Source organism: Staphylococcus sp. AtDRG32, from assembly GCF_004365845.1.
GTDB lineage: Bacteria > Bacillota > Bacilli > Staphylococcales > Staphylococcaceae > Staphylococcus > Staphylococcus hominis.
The window spans coordinates 1-13,566 of sequence record NZ_SODE01000005.1 but is presented as its reverse complement, the minus strand read 5'-3'; the positions used below and the strand labels follow the sequence as shown (position 1 = coordinate 13,566).

General features: G+C 29.1%; 15 protein-coding genes and 2 pseudogenes. 10 read left to right on the top strand and 7 right to left on the bottom strand.

Features of this window, described 5'->3' with window-relative positions; translation table 11 throughout:
* Window positions 1-81: 81 nt before the first annotated feature.
* The 5 genes from BDW25_RS11070 (at window position 82) to BDW25_RS07895 (ending at window position 2,028) form a co-directional block, all read left to right on the top strand.
* Entirely contained in the window at window positions 82-297 is a 216-nt protein-coding gene (locus BDW25_RS11070) for a hypothetical protein (RefSeq protein WP_243830618.1), read from the top strand.
* A 24-nt stretch (window positions 298-321) separates the two neighbouring features.
* The gene (locus BDW25_RS11065; RefSeq protein WP_243830617.1) at window positions 322-486 is read left to right on the top strand and encodes a GNAT family N-acetyltransferase; all 165 of its coding nucleotides are present in this window, start codon (window positions 322-324) and stop codon (window positions 484-486) included.
* A gap of 67 nt (window positions 487-553) precedes the next feature.
* Window positions 554-931 carry an SA0632 family lipoprotein gene (locus BDW25_RS07905; protein ID WP_133945344.1) on the top strand — a complete coding sequence of 126 codons (378 nt, stop codon included), beginning with the start codon at window positions 554-556 and terminating at the stop codon, window positions 929-931.
* Window positions 932-1,085: 154 nt separating this feature from the next.
* Window positions 1,086-1,382, top strand: a complete 297-nt coding sequence (locus BDW25_RS07900) for a hypothetical protein (RefSeq protein WP_002449559.1) — start codon at window positions 1,086-1,088, stop codon at window positions 1,380-1,382.
* 100 nt (window positions 1,383-1,482) lie between these two features.
* The gene (locus BDW25_RS07895) at window positions 1,483-2,028 is read left to right on the top strand and encodes a GNAT family N-acetyltransferase (protein WP_002449584.1); all 546 of its coding nucleotides are present in this window, start codon (window positions 1,483-1,485) and stop codon (window positions 2,026-2,028) included.
* Window positions 2,029-2,253: 225 nt separating this feature from the next.
* Here BDW25_RS07895 and BDW25_RS07890 read toward each other — a convergent pair whose 3' ends face one another.
* The 4 genes and pseudogenes from BDW25_RS07890 to BDW25_RS07875 all read right to left on the bottom strand — a co-directional run bounded on the left by BDW25_RS07890 (window position 2,254) and on the right by BDW25_RS07875 (window position 4,765).
* Complete coding sequence (locus BDW25_RS07890; protein ID WP_107632462.1) at window positions 2,254-2,820, bottom strand: LOG family protein; 567 nt, start codon at window positions 2,818-2,820, stop codon at window positions 2,254-2,256.
* The gene (locus BDW25_RS07885; RefSeq protein ID WP_107632461.1) at window positions 2,817-3,278 is read right to left on the bottom strand and encodes a YaiI/YqxD family protein; all 462 of its coding nucleotides are present in this window, start codon (window positions 3,276-3,278) and stop codon (window positions 2,817-2,819) included. The genes BDW25_RS07890 and BDW25_RS07885 overlap by 4 nt, the downstream gene beginning before the upstream one ends.
* 23 nt (window positions 3,279-3,301) lie before the next feature.
* A pseudogene (locus BDW25_RS07880) lies at window positions 3,302-3,754 on the bottom strand (hypothetical protein); the annotation flags it as partial.
* 141 nt (window positions 3,755-3,895) lie between these two features.
* Entirely contained in the window at window positions 3,896-4,765 is an 870-nt protein-coding gene (locus BDW25_RS07875) for an undecaprenyl-diphosphate phosphatase (protein ID WP_002455649.1), read from the bottom strand.
* 287 nt (window positions 4,766-5,052) lie between these two features.
* Between BDW25_RS07875 and BDW25_RS07870 the strand changes: the two genes are divergently transcribed.
* A complete protein-coding gene (locus BDW25_RS07870) occupies window positions 5,053-6,696 on the top strand; it encodes an ABC transporter ATP-binding protein/permease (RefSeq protein ID WP_107632460.1) in 1,644 nt (547 codons plus the stop codon).
* Window positions 6,680-8,347 (top strand): amino acid ABC transporter ATP-binding/permease protein, encoded by a 1,668-nt coding sequence (locus tag BDW25_RS07865; RefSeq protein ID WP_064207277.1) that lies wholly within the window; start codon window positions 6,680-6,682, stop codon window positions 8,345-8,347. Before BDW25_RS07870 ends, BDW25_RS07865 begins: the two co-directional genes overlap by 17 nt.
* Before the next feature lie 115 nt (window positions 8,348-8,462).
* Here BDW25_RS07865 and mgrA read toward each other — a convergent pair whose 3' ends face one another.
* Window positions 8,463-8,900 (bottom strand): global transcriptional regulator MgrA, encoded by a 438-nt coding sequence (gene mgrA / locus BDW25_RS07860; RefSeq protein WP_002449577.1) that lies wholly within the window; start codon window positions 8,898-8,900, stop codon window positions 8,463-8,465.
* A gap of 222 nt (window positions 8,901-9,122) precedes the next feature.
* Here mgrA and BDW25_RS07855 point away from each other — a divergent pair, with 222 nt between their 5' ends.
* From BDW25_RS07855 to BDW25_RS07845, 3 genes are all read left to right on the top strand, one after another.
* A complete protein-coding gene (locus BDW25_RS07855; protein ID WP_002455646.1) occupies window positions 9,123-10,046 on the top strand; it encodes a CobW family GTP-binding protein in 924 nt (307 codons plus the stop codon).
* Window positions 10,047-10,168: 122 nt separating this feature from the next.
* Window positions 10,169-10,468, top strand: coding sequence for a hypothetical protein (locus tag BDW25_RS07850; RefSeq protein WP_002449572.1), 300 nt, complete (start codon window positions 10,169-10,171; stop codon window positions 10,466-10,468).
* 140 nt (window positions 10,469-10,608) lie between these two features.
* Window positions 10,609-11,982, top strand: coding sequence for a cryptochrome/photolyase family protein (locus tag BDW25_RS07845; protein ID WP_002455645.1), 1,374 nt, complete (start codon window positions 10,609-10,611; stop codon window positions 11,980-11,982).
* A 129-nt stretch (window positions 11,983-12,111) separates the two neighbouring features.
* Here BDW25_RS07845 and BDW25_RS07840 read toward each other — a convergent pair whose 3' ends face one another.
* Together BDW25_RS07840 and BDW25_RS11060 are read right to left on the bottom strand one after the other, a co-directional pair.
* Window positions 12,112-12,729 carry a DUF1361 domain-containing protein gene (locus BDW25_RS07840; protein WP_002449567.1) on the bottom strand — a complete coding sequence of 206 codons (618 nt, stop codon included), beginning with the start codon at window positions 12,727-12,729 and terminating at the stop codon, window positions 12,112-12,114.
* Between the two features lie 255 nt (window positions 12,730-12,984).
* A pseudogene (locus BDW25_RS11060) lies at window positions 12,985-13,369 on the bottom strand (PPC domain-containing DNA-binding protein).
* Window positions 13,370-13,566 lie beyond the last annotated feature (197 nt).

Sequence of the window (13,566 nt, the reverse complement as noted above, 5' to 3'; positions counted from 1 at the left end):
AGTTGATTATTACATATTAAATATGAATAATCATATCATAGTTATGTAAAGAATATAATGTATAAATAGGGAGAATATAAAATGAGAATTCTTTCAATGACTGATTATCAATTAATTGAGAATATTGCACGTATTCATGAATATTACTTAGAAAAAAGTGAATTAAATTATCATGCTACAACACTTTCTATAGCATTAAGACAAGAAATGTTTGAGAGAAGATTAAAAATGAACCAAGATATTATTTATGTTATTGAGTCAAACCATGATTTTAGAGAACCTTTTGCTTTCACTTGAGATCAATTTGAAACGAGTACGAAAGTGGTAACGATTGAAATGTTATATACACACCCTCGTTTTCTAAACAGTGGGATAGCTACTAATTTAAAACTGACATTAGAACAATGGGCGATAGAAAAAGATGCTCATTCTATCGAAAGTACAGTGGAGGCCAATAATAAACAAATGCGAAAAGACTTAAAATAATAAAATGAATCAAGCCACATTTCATGTTAAAATAAGTGTTATTGATACATATTTAAAGGAGAAATATATGAAGAAGTGGATTGTACTTTTACTATTTGCGACTTTAATATTGTCAGCATGTGGTAAAAGTGAAGAAAAAGTATCTTTAGAAAATGATATTAAACAGCTAGAAAAAGAAAATAAAGATTTAAAAAATGAAAAAAATAATCTAGAGAAACAAAAAGAAAAGCTCAATGCGCAACGAGAAAAGTTACAAAAAGAAGTAGATAGTTCTGTTGCCAAAGAATCAGTTAAACAAGAAACTGAAAAATCCAAAAAGGATAACTCAAATCAAACGAATTTATCAAATGAAAGTTCTAGTAGTACTGAAGAACAAAGTAGTGACTCAAATAGTGAACAATCAAATAATAATACAAGTTCTAGTTCGTCTACAAAGAGTAACTAATATAGGTTTTAAAAGGCTGCAGGTTTGGTGATAGAATAAGAAGGGTAATAGTATTTAAATACATTTTGAATATAATATTCATATATTTGAAAATAAAGTTTAAAAATATAATAATAAAATTTAGCACATAATTTATAGTATGGGAGAGATAACTATGCATGAACATGATTTTCAAATCTTAGAGGGACGTGACATTACACTTCCAGAATTAGGTAAAGAGATTGAAAATATTACTGGACGTACAGTAACTCATTCAACTGGAGACATTAAACGTGTTGTGGCACACTTGCCAAATTTTGAATCAGAAAGTGATACATTTGTAGCTACTTTCAAACTTAATCATCGTAATGATTATATCGATGCAACATTTGTAGCACCTAAAAATCAACGTAATAAGTTAAAAGAGATTCCAGTACATATCGAATTAATAAGTTATATTTCAAAAAATTAATAATCTTTTAATCAAAATGAACGAAACGAAGTGTGTTATGGTTATATACTCCATGTCACACTTTTTTCATAATTGTATTTGGGTAATGGAGTGTGGATAAATGGTTGTTTATATAGAAACAGAAAGATTGAGATTGCGTGATTGGGAAGAAAAAGATTTATTATCTTTTCAAAAAATGAATGCAAATCCTCAGGTAAGACGCTATTTTCCAAGTCTATTAAGTTATAGACGTTCAGAATTAGATATGCAACAAATGGATGACATTTTAAAGGAAAAAGGAATTGGGCTGTTTGCTGTTGAGCTTAAAGAGACAGGAGCATGGTTAGGGTATATAGGGTTAAACTACTTACCAAAAGATAGTAAATATCCTTTTGAAAATTTACCTATATATGAAATTGGATGGCGACTTATCCCTGAAGTATGGGGGAATGGTATTGCTACTGAAGGTGCTATGGCTGTTTTAGAGTATGCAAAAGAAAAAGGCATAGAAGAAGTATTTAGTCTTACAGCTGAGGGGAATTTGGCCTCTCGAAAAGTAATGGAAAAAATTGGAATGTCATTATTTGATTATTTTGAACTACCTGAACTAAGTAAATATCATCCACTTAAAAGACATGTAAGATATCAAAAAAAGTTAAACATATAAATATTAATAAAGACTAGAAAATAGATAGAAACCCCAGAGGTTTTTTAGCATATTAAAAGTCATGGGCTACATAAAAAATGTGACGATAAAAAACAAATTTATTGCTAATCCTAAACCTAAATATAGAAACACTCAACACGAAAGTCTCTACATTTGGGTGCCGAAACCAGGATGAGCCAACGAATTCAAAAAGAATTCGTTGGCCCATCTTTTTTATAGTATTAATCAATCATAGGTTCTAACACCAAGAGATTTATAATTAAGTAATCCATCAATTAGAGCCTCTTTAGTGTCATATAAAGGTGCTAACGCTTTATATTTTTTATCGATAAAACCTTCTTCAATCATATGATCAATCAAAGTTTGAAGCGGATTAAAGAATCCATTTAAATTAAAGATGCCGATTGGTTTTTGATGTATACCAATTTGTGCCCAGCTATACATTTCGAAAAATTCTTCAAGAGAACCAGCTCCTCCTGGTGCCATAACAAAAGCATCTGCTAATTCAGTCATTTTTTCTTTGCGTTCGTGCATTGAGTCTACAAGAATGAGCTCACTTACTTTTTGACTAGTAATTTCACGTTCATCTAACATTTTAGGCATGACTCCAATTGCATGGCCTCCGTAATCTAGTACGCCGTCTTGAATAGCGCCCATGATACCTACTGAACCAGCTCCAAAAATGAGTTCATAACCTTGTTCAGCCATATATTTTCCTAATTGATACGCTTCTTTAATATAAATGGGATTATTCCCTTTACTTGCTCCACAATATACTGCTATACGTTTCATTTTGTATCCTCCATTAATTGATTAAGTAAGGTTTGAAAAACATCACAAAAATGCTGTCGGTCTGCTTTTGAAAAAGGGGAGGGTCCTTTATGACGTCCACCTTGTTTTCTAATTTGTGCATTATTATAACGCTGTTGAAGTAATATATCCATATTATTTTCGTTATAGATAAATCCTTTATGATGCATTATAATTCTAGCTTTCTTTAGTAATAAACTAGCTAATCCATAGTCTTGAGTAATCACAATATCACTCGTTGTTACAAGTTGTATAATTTTGTAATCAACTGCATCTGGTCCATCGTCAACGTATAGTATATTTACATGACTTGGATAATGAGAATGAGAAAAATGACTAAAGCTCCGTAAAATCGTAACAAAAAAGCCTGTCTCAGCTGTTAAATCAATAATTTCATTAACGACTGGACAAGCATCACCATCAACAAATATGGTTGTCATTATTTATTTGTAACCTTTTCTGAATGTAACGCTTTATCTTGAGTAATAATACTGTCAGCATTATAGTTATCATATTTCTTCATTTCTTTAATTCGCTGTTTTTCATTATGTTTTTGAATTTTTTCTTCTTCTTTATGACGTTTATCAATATTTTTTTGAAGTTTTTTCTCTAATTTAGAAGATTGTTTATGGTTCTTTTTAGCTAATTTTGATCCTTTTTTCTTAATATATTTAGGATCATTTTCTTTAGCAATTTTTTTGAGTTCACGCTTATTATCGAACTCTTGTTTTTTATCACCAAAGTAATCTTTAACACTAGATGCCTTATTTGCTACCGTATGTGTAGCATGTGAAGTTGCATGCGAAGCTTTTTGAACATCTGGATGAGACTTAATTTTTTTACGTTCTACAACTAGTGGTACGATAAATATCGGTAACACGTTAATTGCTGTTTTAATAACTTGTTTTTTGTCCATACTCGTTGCCCCCATAAAATTTTCTTTCTCTTTCATTACCCTATGATACAGGAATTCAAACGATTGCACTAGATTAAAATAGTTATCTAAAATTTTTATAAAAAAACACTAAAATTCAAAAAGAATTTTAGTGTGATATCATTAAATACCTTTACCAATACCGAATCCGAAATAAAGAATAGCAATGAAAATAACTAGTACGATTCGATAAATCGCAAATGGTACTAACTTCACTTTATTAATTAAATGTAAGAACGTTTTAATTGCAATTAAACCGACAATAAATGCTGCTAAGAATCCAATAATATAAAATGGGACATGTGCAAGATCAATATATTGATAATTTTTAAGTAATGATAATGCACTTGCAGCTAACATAATTGGGACTGCCATAATAAACGTGAAATCAGAAGCAGATTTATGATTGAGTTTCATTAATACCCCAGTAGAAATTGTTGATCCAGATCTACTGAAACCAGGCCACATTGCAACTGCTTGAGAAATACCAATGACAAATGCTTGGAAATAATTAATTTGATCGACTGTTTGCGGGTGCTTTACTTTAGTACTGTATTTATCAGCAATAATCATATAAATAGCACCAATGAATAAACCAATCATTACAGTGGGTACACTAAATAAATGCGCTTCAATAAAGTCATCAAAAAGAACACCTAAAATTCCAGCTGGAATCATACCTACTAATACATGGAGTAAGTTCAATCGGCGAGGTTTAGAACGCATTCCCTCACTATGAGCAACATGTTTGTATTTTCCGATATGTAACATTTCGAAGTAACGTTCACGGAACACCCATGCAGCAGCAAACACAGAACCGAGTTGAATGACAATTTTAAAAGTAAAAGCTGAATGAGAACCTAAAAATTGAGACGATTGTAACCACATATCATCTACAAGAATCATATGTCCTGTAGATGAAACAGGAGCAAATTCAGTAAGACCTTCTACAATACCTAAAATTAACGCCTTAATAAATTCAATAATTATCATAAGTAACCTCTTTCTTTTATGTAAAAAATGAACTTTCATTTATGCTAAATGTTTTATTTTAAAAAATTCACTTTATTATCATAGCATATTGAAATAATAATTTACTAATAATTACCGGTGGATATGATAATAATATCATGTTGTTTTGAAATAAAAAAACTATTTTGTTGTATTGTGTGAAAGATAATTAATTCAAAGAAATGACATAATATTGTCACTTAACTTTGAAATCAATTAAATGATTATTTGTGATCAAGCTTCTATAATAAAGCATTAGGTGAAGAAATTTGAAAAATTTAATGAGTTTAGTCTTTAAATATAAATTATTTCCAATTTTTATGGGGATGACTAGTGTATTGTTAGCCATATGTGTAGTGATTCAAAATATTGGAATTGCTGGGTTTTTGAATCAAGTCTTGTACCACAAGGTTTCAGCTATTTATCCATTGTTATTTACTATTTTAATCGTATTAATTTTGAGAGTAACGTTTAATATGTTGAATCAACGATTAGGTGATATTTTAGCTTACAAAGTTAAACATGACCTTCGTCAAAAAATAGTAACAAGTAAGTCTAAAGCTTCAATTGGCGTACAAACAAACATTTTAACTGAAGTTATAGATGGAATTACACCCTTTTTTAATAATTACTTGCCACAAGTGTTTAAATCTATGTGCATACCTTTCGTCATTATTATTGTAATGTGTTTTATACATCTTAATACTGCTATTATTATGGCGGTTACTGCACCATTTATTCCATTATTTTATATTATTTTTGGCTTGAAAACACGAGACGAATCTAAAGAACAAATGACGTATTTAAATCAATTTAGCCAACGCTTTTTAAATATAGCTAAAGGTTTGATTACTTTAAGACTATTTAGACGAACAACGGAGACGGAAAATCGCATATATAAAGAGAGCACACGCTTTAGGGATTTAACGATGAAAATTTTGAAAAGTGCATTTCTATCTGGCCTTATGCTTGAGTTTATAAGTATGTTAGGTATTGGTTTAATTGCACTAGAAGCGACGTTAAGTTTAGTCGTGTTTCACCATATCAACTTTAAAATTGCTGTAATTGCGATTATTTTAGCGCCAGAATTTTACAATGCAATTAAAGATTTAGGTCAAGCCTTCCATACTGGTAAACAAAGTGAAGGAGCAAGTGATATTATTTTTGATTTTTTAAATAATGTTGAAGAATCAAATATCAACACGCCTACCATAAATCAGAATCAGCAAAATCAAATTTATTTCGATAAAGTAAGTTATCAATATCCTAATACGACTCTATATGCCTTAAAAGATATAACTTTTTCGATCAATCAAGGAGAAAAAATTGCAATTGTTGGTCCAAGTGGCGCTGGAAAATCCACATTAGCGAATCTTATTCAGCAAATGATAACACCTACAAAAGGTCGCATTATATTTAATTCTGAAGTTACAGATATAGGTATGTTAAACCAACGGCCATATATTTTTTCAGCGTCTGTTAAAGATAATATTACAATGTTTAATGAGGTTTCAGATGAAAAAATTTTACAAACTTTAGAAACAGTAGGACTTAAAGAAAAGATTTTAAGCTTAAATAAAGGAATTCACACTGTAATTGGTGAAGGTGGGGAAATGTTATCTGGTGGTCAAATGAGAAGAATAGAACTTTGTAGAGTACTATTACTACGTCCAAGTATTCTAATATTTGACGAGCCTACTACAGGTTTAGATATTGAAACTGAACGTGTTGTTCAACAAACATTAGAGCATAACTTTAAGCATGCTACCACAATTACAATCGCACATCGTAATTCGACTATACGTCGTGCAACCCGACGTTTATATGTAAAAGAAGGTCATCTTATTAAAGATGATAATCGAATTTCTACGCAATTAAATAAGGTGGTGAATAAAGATGAAACCACATATTAAATTTCATTTAGATAAAGATTTATTTTTAGCAATATTAGTAAGCATTACCGGAAGCCTAATAGCACTTACAATGTTCTTTTTAAGTGGATATATGGTAACTCAAAGTGCACTAGGCATGCCTATTTATGCATTGATGATACTTGTCGTTTCTGTAAAATTATTTGGATTTTTACGTGCTATGACGCGATATGTTGAAAGGTTATTATCCCATCGAACTACATTTACAATGTTAAGGAATATAAGAGTACAGTTTGTAAAGCAACTTTTTCCAAGAGTGCCTAATATTTATCGTAAATTTAGATCGAGCGATTTAATCTCAAGAATGGTCAATAAAGTAGAGTCACTACAAAATATATATTTACGTGTATATTATCCTCCTTTTGTAATAGGTTTAACTGCGCTAATTGCTGCTGTTGCATTAATTTATTTTAGTATTGCTCATGCTATTTTAATTGTCATAAGTATGCTATTTTATTTATGGATTATACCATGGCTAAGTGCTAAGCGTGTACGCATACTTAAACAACAAGTTACTACTCATGAACAAAAAATGTTAGGTGAGTTTTATGATTATAAAGCGGGTTATCAAGAGTTAATTACTTTTAATCAACAAGATGCATATAAAAAGAAAGTCGTTAAGTCATTAGAATACTATGATAGATTACAAGCTAAAGAAAATCGTTTTTTAACATTTTATGATTATATATTGAATCTCATTTCTATTATAACGATTTTTTTAAGTTTAGCTTTAGCCGTGGTACAAATTGAACATGGATATTTAGATGTTATATATGTAACGAGTATGATATTAATGATTTTAACTTTGTTCGAACAGGCTATTCCAATGAGTAATTTTGCTTATTATAAAGCAGATACAGATCAAGCGTTAACAGATATTAATGAGGTGTTTCATTCTTCGATCACTACACCTAAGTTAACTGTACAGACGAAACAAGAACCTGTATTTAGTATTTCTAATCTAAAATTTAAATATTTTAATCAAGAAACATTAGTATTAAACGATATTAATTTAACCATCCATAAAGGTGAAAAAGTAGCTATCATTGGACCTTCTGGTTCAGGGAAAAGTACGTTAATGCAACTGCTATGTGGATTATATGAAATAGAAGAAGGTCGTGTTGAGTTATACGGACAATCTATTACTCAAATTAATGAAAACGATAGATATAATGAAATCAATGCGTTATTACAATCCCAACAAATATTTGATGGTACTGTTAGAGAAAATTTATTATCTAATCAAAAAGATGAAAACTTAATCGATGTTTTAAATATGTTGAATTTAAGTTACTTAAATTTGAACACGCAATTGACTTTAGATGGAACTTCTTTATCTGGCGGTGAAATTCAACGTTTATCTTTAGCACGTTTATTTTTAAAATCATCTAACATTTGGCTATTAGATGAGCCAACTACAGCGCTTGATGAAGATAATACGACCAATGTAATGAAAGAAATTAACAAGCAAGCAGAAACATTAGTTGTTGCTACACATGATTTAGACTTACTTCCATATTTCGATACCATTATCGTAATGGTTGAAGGTGAGGTTGTTGAGTACGGAGATTATGTATCATTAAGTCAAAATAAGGGTTATTTAAATCGCATGATTCATATTAATAAATTATAAAATAAAAAACCTGAGATAGCTTTAAAAAATGATCTCAGGTTTTCTACTATTGATAAATATATAAATTACATTTTGAAATGAATAACTTTAATTAGTTTAGTACTAGCATGTCACATTATTTGTTTTCGGTAAAAGCAGTAATAATTTTACCTAATAGACGATTAAGTTCATGGACTTCATCGTTACTCAAAGAAGAAGCGATGGCAACTTTTTGAGATGCATCACTTAATTCGGGTTTAATATTTTCACTTTTTTCAGTAAGATGAATAAATACTTCACGTTGGTCAATTTCAGAACGTTCCCGTTTAATTAAATCAACGTTCTCCATTCTTTTTAGTAAGGGTGATACTGTACCTGTATCTAAAGCTAATTCAGTGACTACTTTCTTAACATTTACAGGGGATTCTTCCCATAAAATACTTAAAACTAAGAATTGTGGGTAAGTAAGATTGTACTTTTTAAAGACTTTGTTTGAATAGTAGCGATTTACTTGTCTTTGTGCATTGTACAAACTAAAACAAAGTTGCTCTTTTAAATTGTGTTGTTCAGACATTAAAGTTCTCCTCCAGACATTTATCCGTTTCTCTTTATTTCGGATTAAAGTTCGTCTATGTTGTGTAAAATATAAATTATCACACACTTCATTTCAATGCCATGCTAAAATTAAAGTATGCTTAAATTTTAGAAGAAAACACTATTTTAATCAAGTGTAATCTAACGTACATTTTTATAATATTAATTTCAAATACATTTTATATAGAAATGAGTTTTTAAAATGATAAATAATAAAAAACAAAAAATATCTATTACAATAATTAGTGGCTTTTTAGGAAGTGGTAAAACTACACTTTTGAATAATTATATAAGCCAATTATTAAAAAAAGATGAGAAAATAACAATTATTATGAATGAATTCGGTTCTTTTGACGTTGATAGTTTACTTATCGAAGAAGATATTACTGTAAAATCATTAATCAATGGATGCGTATGTTGTGACTTAAATAATGATTTAGTATTACAATTACAATCACTTATTAAAGAAGGTGAAAGTCAACACATTCTTATTGAATCGACTGGAATTGCACATCCTTTAGAAGTCTTTGCAGCGTGTCAAGATCCAACAATAGTTAATGACGTGGAAATTCCTAAAATAATAGGCCTTGTTGATGCGTTAAGATTTAATAATAGAATGAAATATACGGTAGAGACGAATGAGTTAATGAAAGAGCAAATTAAATATAGTGATATAATTATTCTTAATAAAATGGATTTAGTGACCCAAGTAGAATTAGAAAATATAAAAAAACAATTGGTTTCTATTAATAATAAAGCAACGATTTACGTGACTACATATAGTAAATTAGATGATGTAGTAGTGAAAAATAAAGCTGCTGATATTAATAGGCATGTTCATGTCCACCATCATAATGTACAATCTATGAAATATACGTTTAGTTCTCCTATTGATCGACAATTATTTTACCAATTTATAATGCGTTTGCCAGATGAAGTATTCAGATTAAAAGGATTTGTAAAATTTAAAGATCAGTCGGATTCAACATACGAATTTCAATTTTCAATGGGATTACCTACTTATGGAATAACTGATAGAGAAGTTCCATTAACTATTGTTATTATTGGTGAAATGCTTGATACAACACGTTTGAAAAACCAGTTAGAAATGATTCAATTTACTTAAAATGACTCCTTAATTGTTATGGGAGTGGTTATGAGTATTCTAAATTTCTAATAAATATGTCATAGTCTTGTCATGAGAATAAAAAAATATATCATTTATAATAGAATAAGGAGGATATATTAATGAATCATAATGAAGATAAACGCACTAAACAAATTCGCTTTGAGTTTAAGTGGATTACAATCCCATATTTAATTTTTGCAATTATTATTCTATTGTTAAATATCTTTTTTACAAATATAAAAATCACAATGGCACTATTTGGATTGTTCTTTGGTTATAATTTAGGAATATTGTTTATCGCATTTATTAATAAGTACAAACGTACACTCATATTAACGCTAATTTTAACTATTTTAAGTGCAGCAACTTTCTTTACTTTACTATACGTTTTTGGACTTAATAGAGAAATATTTGGTTAATAAAAGTATTAATCACATTATATAAATTAAGTGAAAGGAGTCACTTTAGAATTTGTATTGAATTCTATAGTCACTCCTTTTAATTTTAAGATAAATAGGGTAGTTAAATTATTAACAAACATCAGTCTAGGAGTGAAAATATGAATATTGGCGTCATTCTCAATAGAGTATTTAGAATAAATAATAATCCATTATTCGAATATATTAATCAACAAAAAGATGCATTTGATAAATGCTATCTTATAATTCCTAAGGAAACATTTGAAGAGAAAGGTACAGATAAAAAAGCAAACTATTATTATGGCACTTTAGAAAAATTTTTATATAAGTTGAAAGAACATCATATAGAGCCATATGTCATCGATTACAGTGAACTAGGTATGTTTTGTACTGAACATGATATTAAAGAAATAGTTATGGCTGGCGATATCATGAGTTATCATCAAGAAAGATATGATATTCGCCACTTAAAACAAGCGTTTAAAAATCACGATATACCCGTAATAACTATTAACGTTAATCATTATTTTAAGCCAAGTAACACTATGAATCAGCAAGGACAACCATATAAAGTATTTACAAGTTTTTATAAAGCACACCGTTCAAAACTTAGACAGCATTCTCCGTATCAATATCAATTAAGTGATATCGCTAATAAATGTAGCCAATCACAACAAACGATAACTAATGATTATCATCATGATGGACAATCAGAAGATCAAGCGTTAAACAATTGGAAAGATTATTTAAATCATAGTATTCAAAACTATAAAAAGGATAGAGAGTATCTTCCGGAAATACTCACTAGTCAATTAAGTATTGTTCTAGCATATGGTCTAATAGATATTAAACAAATTATTACAGATTTATTAGAACGATATGAGGAAAATGAAAGTAATTACGAAAGTTTTATTAGAGAAGTAATGTTTCGTGAGTTTTATTATGTTCTTATGGCCCAATATCCTCATATTGCACATGAAGCATTTAATGAAAAATATCGTACTATACAATGGTCATATAACAAAGAAGAGTTTAATCGCTGGTGTGAAGGTCAAACTGGTTTTCCTATTATTGATGCTGCCATGAATGAATTAAATGAGACAGGATTTATGCATAATCGCATGCGAATGGTAGTCTCTCAATTTTTAACTAAAGATTTGTTTATTGATTGGGCTTGGGGCGAAGATTATTTTAGAAAAAAATTAATCGATTATGATGCAGCTTCAAATATACATGGTTGGCAATGGTCAGCTTCAATTGGGACAGATGCTGTGCCGTATTTTAGGATGTTTAATCCTATTAGACAAAGTGAACGTTTTGATAAAGACGCTTTATATATCAAAAAATATATTCCTATATTCGATCATGTGCCCGCAAAATTATTACATCACCCATTTCAACATCAAACACAATTAGTAAAAAAAGGAATACAATTAGGTAAAGATTATCCTGAACCAATTGTAGATCATAAAGTTGCGCGCGAACATGTGATGACAATATTTAAAAATATATAAAAAAAGAGCTGGGAAAAGGAAACAGAGTTCAAATTGAGTTCATGCTTCCACCCCTAGCTTTTTTAAATACATAACTAAACGTCTTATAAAATTTTTCTACATGAATAGACTGTATTAAATAGAAATATATCAATGTGCCATTCTTATCCCTTTAATGAATAATAAAATGACAAATTGAAGTAGCATCATTAATGAAATAAATATTAAACTACTACCATTTAAGGCACTAATGACTTCTATGATAATAGTAAATGGACGGGTAATTAAATGAACAGTATGAAATCTCAAAAATCTACCCATAAATATTCCTAAACCATTTAAAAACATAAGTGCTATTAATAAACATCGATTTAACCATAGCTTTGAAGTGAAATGAGATAAATGAACAAATATGAGAGCCATGCAATAAATCGCAAAAAATACACTTAGCAGTAAGAAAGTAAAGTATAACCATTCTATTAAATTAAGTTGGACGTAAAAATCAAATGTAAACTGATTGAGATGAATAAGATCAGTAACCATGTAAAATGTATTGGGCACTAATAAAATAAAAATAAGAGCAAAAATAATAAATATAGGCCATTCAAACTTTTTTCTAGGTTTAAATAAATCTAATAAGAAACATAATTCAAGTGGAATGTAAGCTAAAAATAAATTTAAGCTTACAAAGTTAAATACACGCGTTTCAAATAATGATATTACAAAAAGAATAATAAAATAGATTCTTGCAATATAACGTGAAGTCATAATATGCACTACTTTCTAACGATTTAGTTGAATTATTATAGTAAAGGTTAAAGTCGAAGTAATCAAGAAAAAAGAAGGTAGAATAATTAAAGTTAGAGAAGCATTAATAATTGTAAAATAGATGTGTAATCTGTAAGAAAAGAATCTCAATGATGTTAAATAAAAGTGATAACATATTGTAATGAAGCGGTTGAATTGAGGTTTCTAATCTTGATTGAAAAAGAAATTTTACGATTTTAATCAGTTGAGTCTAGTCTACGAGTCAAATGTTCGATTGATATCACAATCAGTCATCGTAATGAAAATTTCACTTGTTGTTGAAACCACAGCTTTTGTTAAATGTCCACTTAACGTCTCAAAATATTGAGAACCAATGTACCATGTAAATGTGCAAATGGTTAATTATCAATACGAGAAATATTCCCTAATAAACTTGTTCATTCTAATGTTTCATTTATTTCTTTTTTTCATATTCATTTGTTTCCAAATTATAATAGTTTAACACGACCTCATCACAAGCTCCGATACCACTCACTGAATCAAATTTAATATGTTAATGTTGAGCAAAGTGAGTAACCTCTTTTATAATATCTTCTCCATGTTCTAAAACAAGAAGAGAGTGTTGTCCGTTTTTGGGCATCTTATTGTCTTCATTTTTATAATTAGGATAATTTAATTATATATAACATAAATTTAAAATACTTTGAATAAACTATTAAGTAAGATAGTATATTTTAAAATAGATAAAGTCCGTATAATTGTGTAAAAGTAAAAAGGCCATATAACAGTCCTTTTACGGTACAATGTTTTTAACGACAAAAACATACCCAGGAGGAC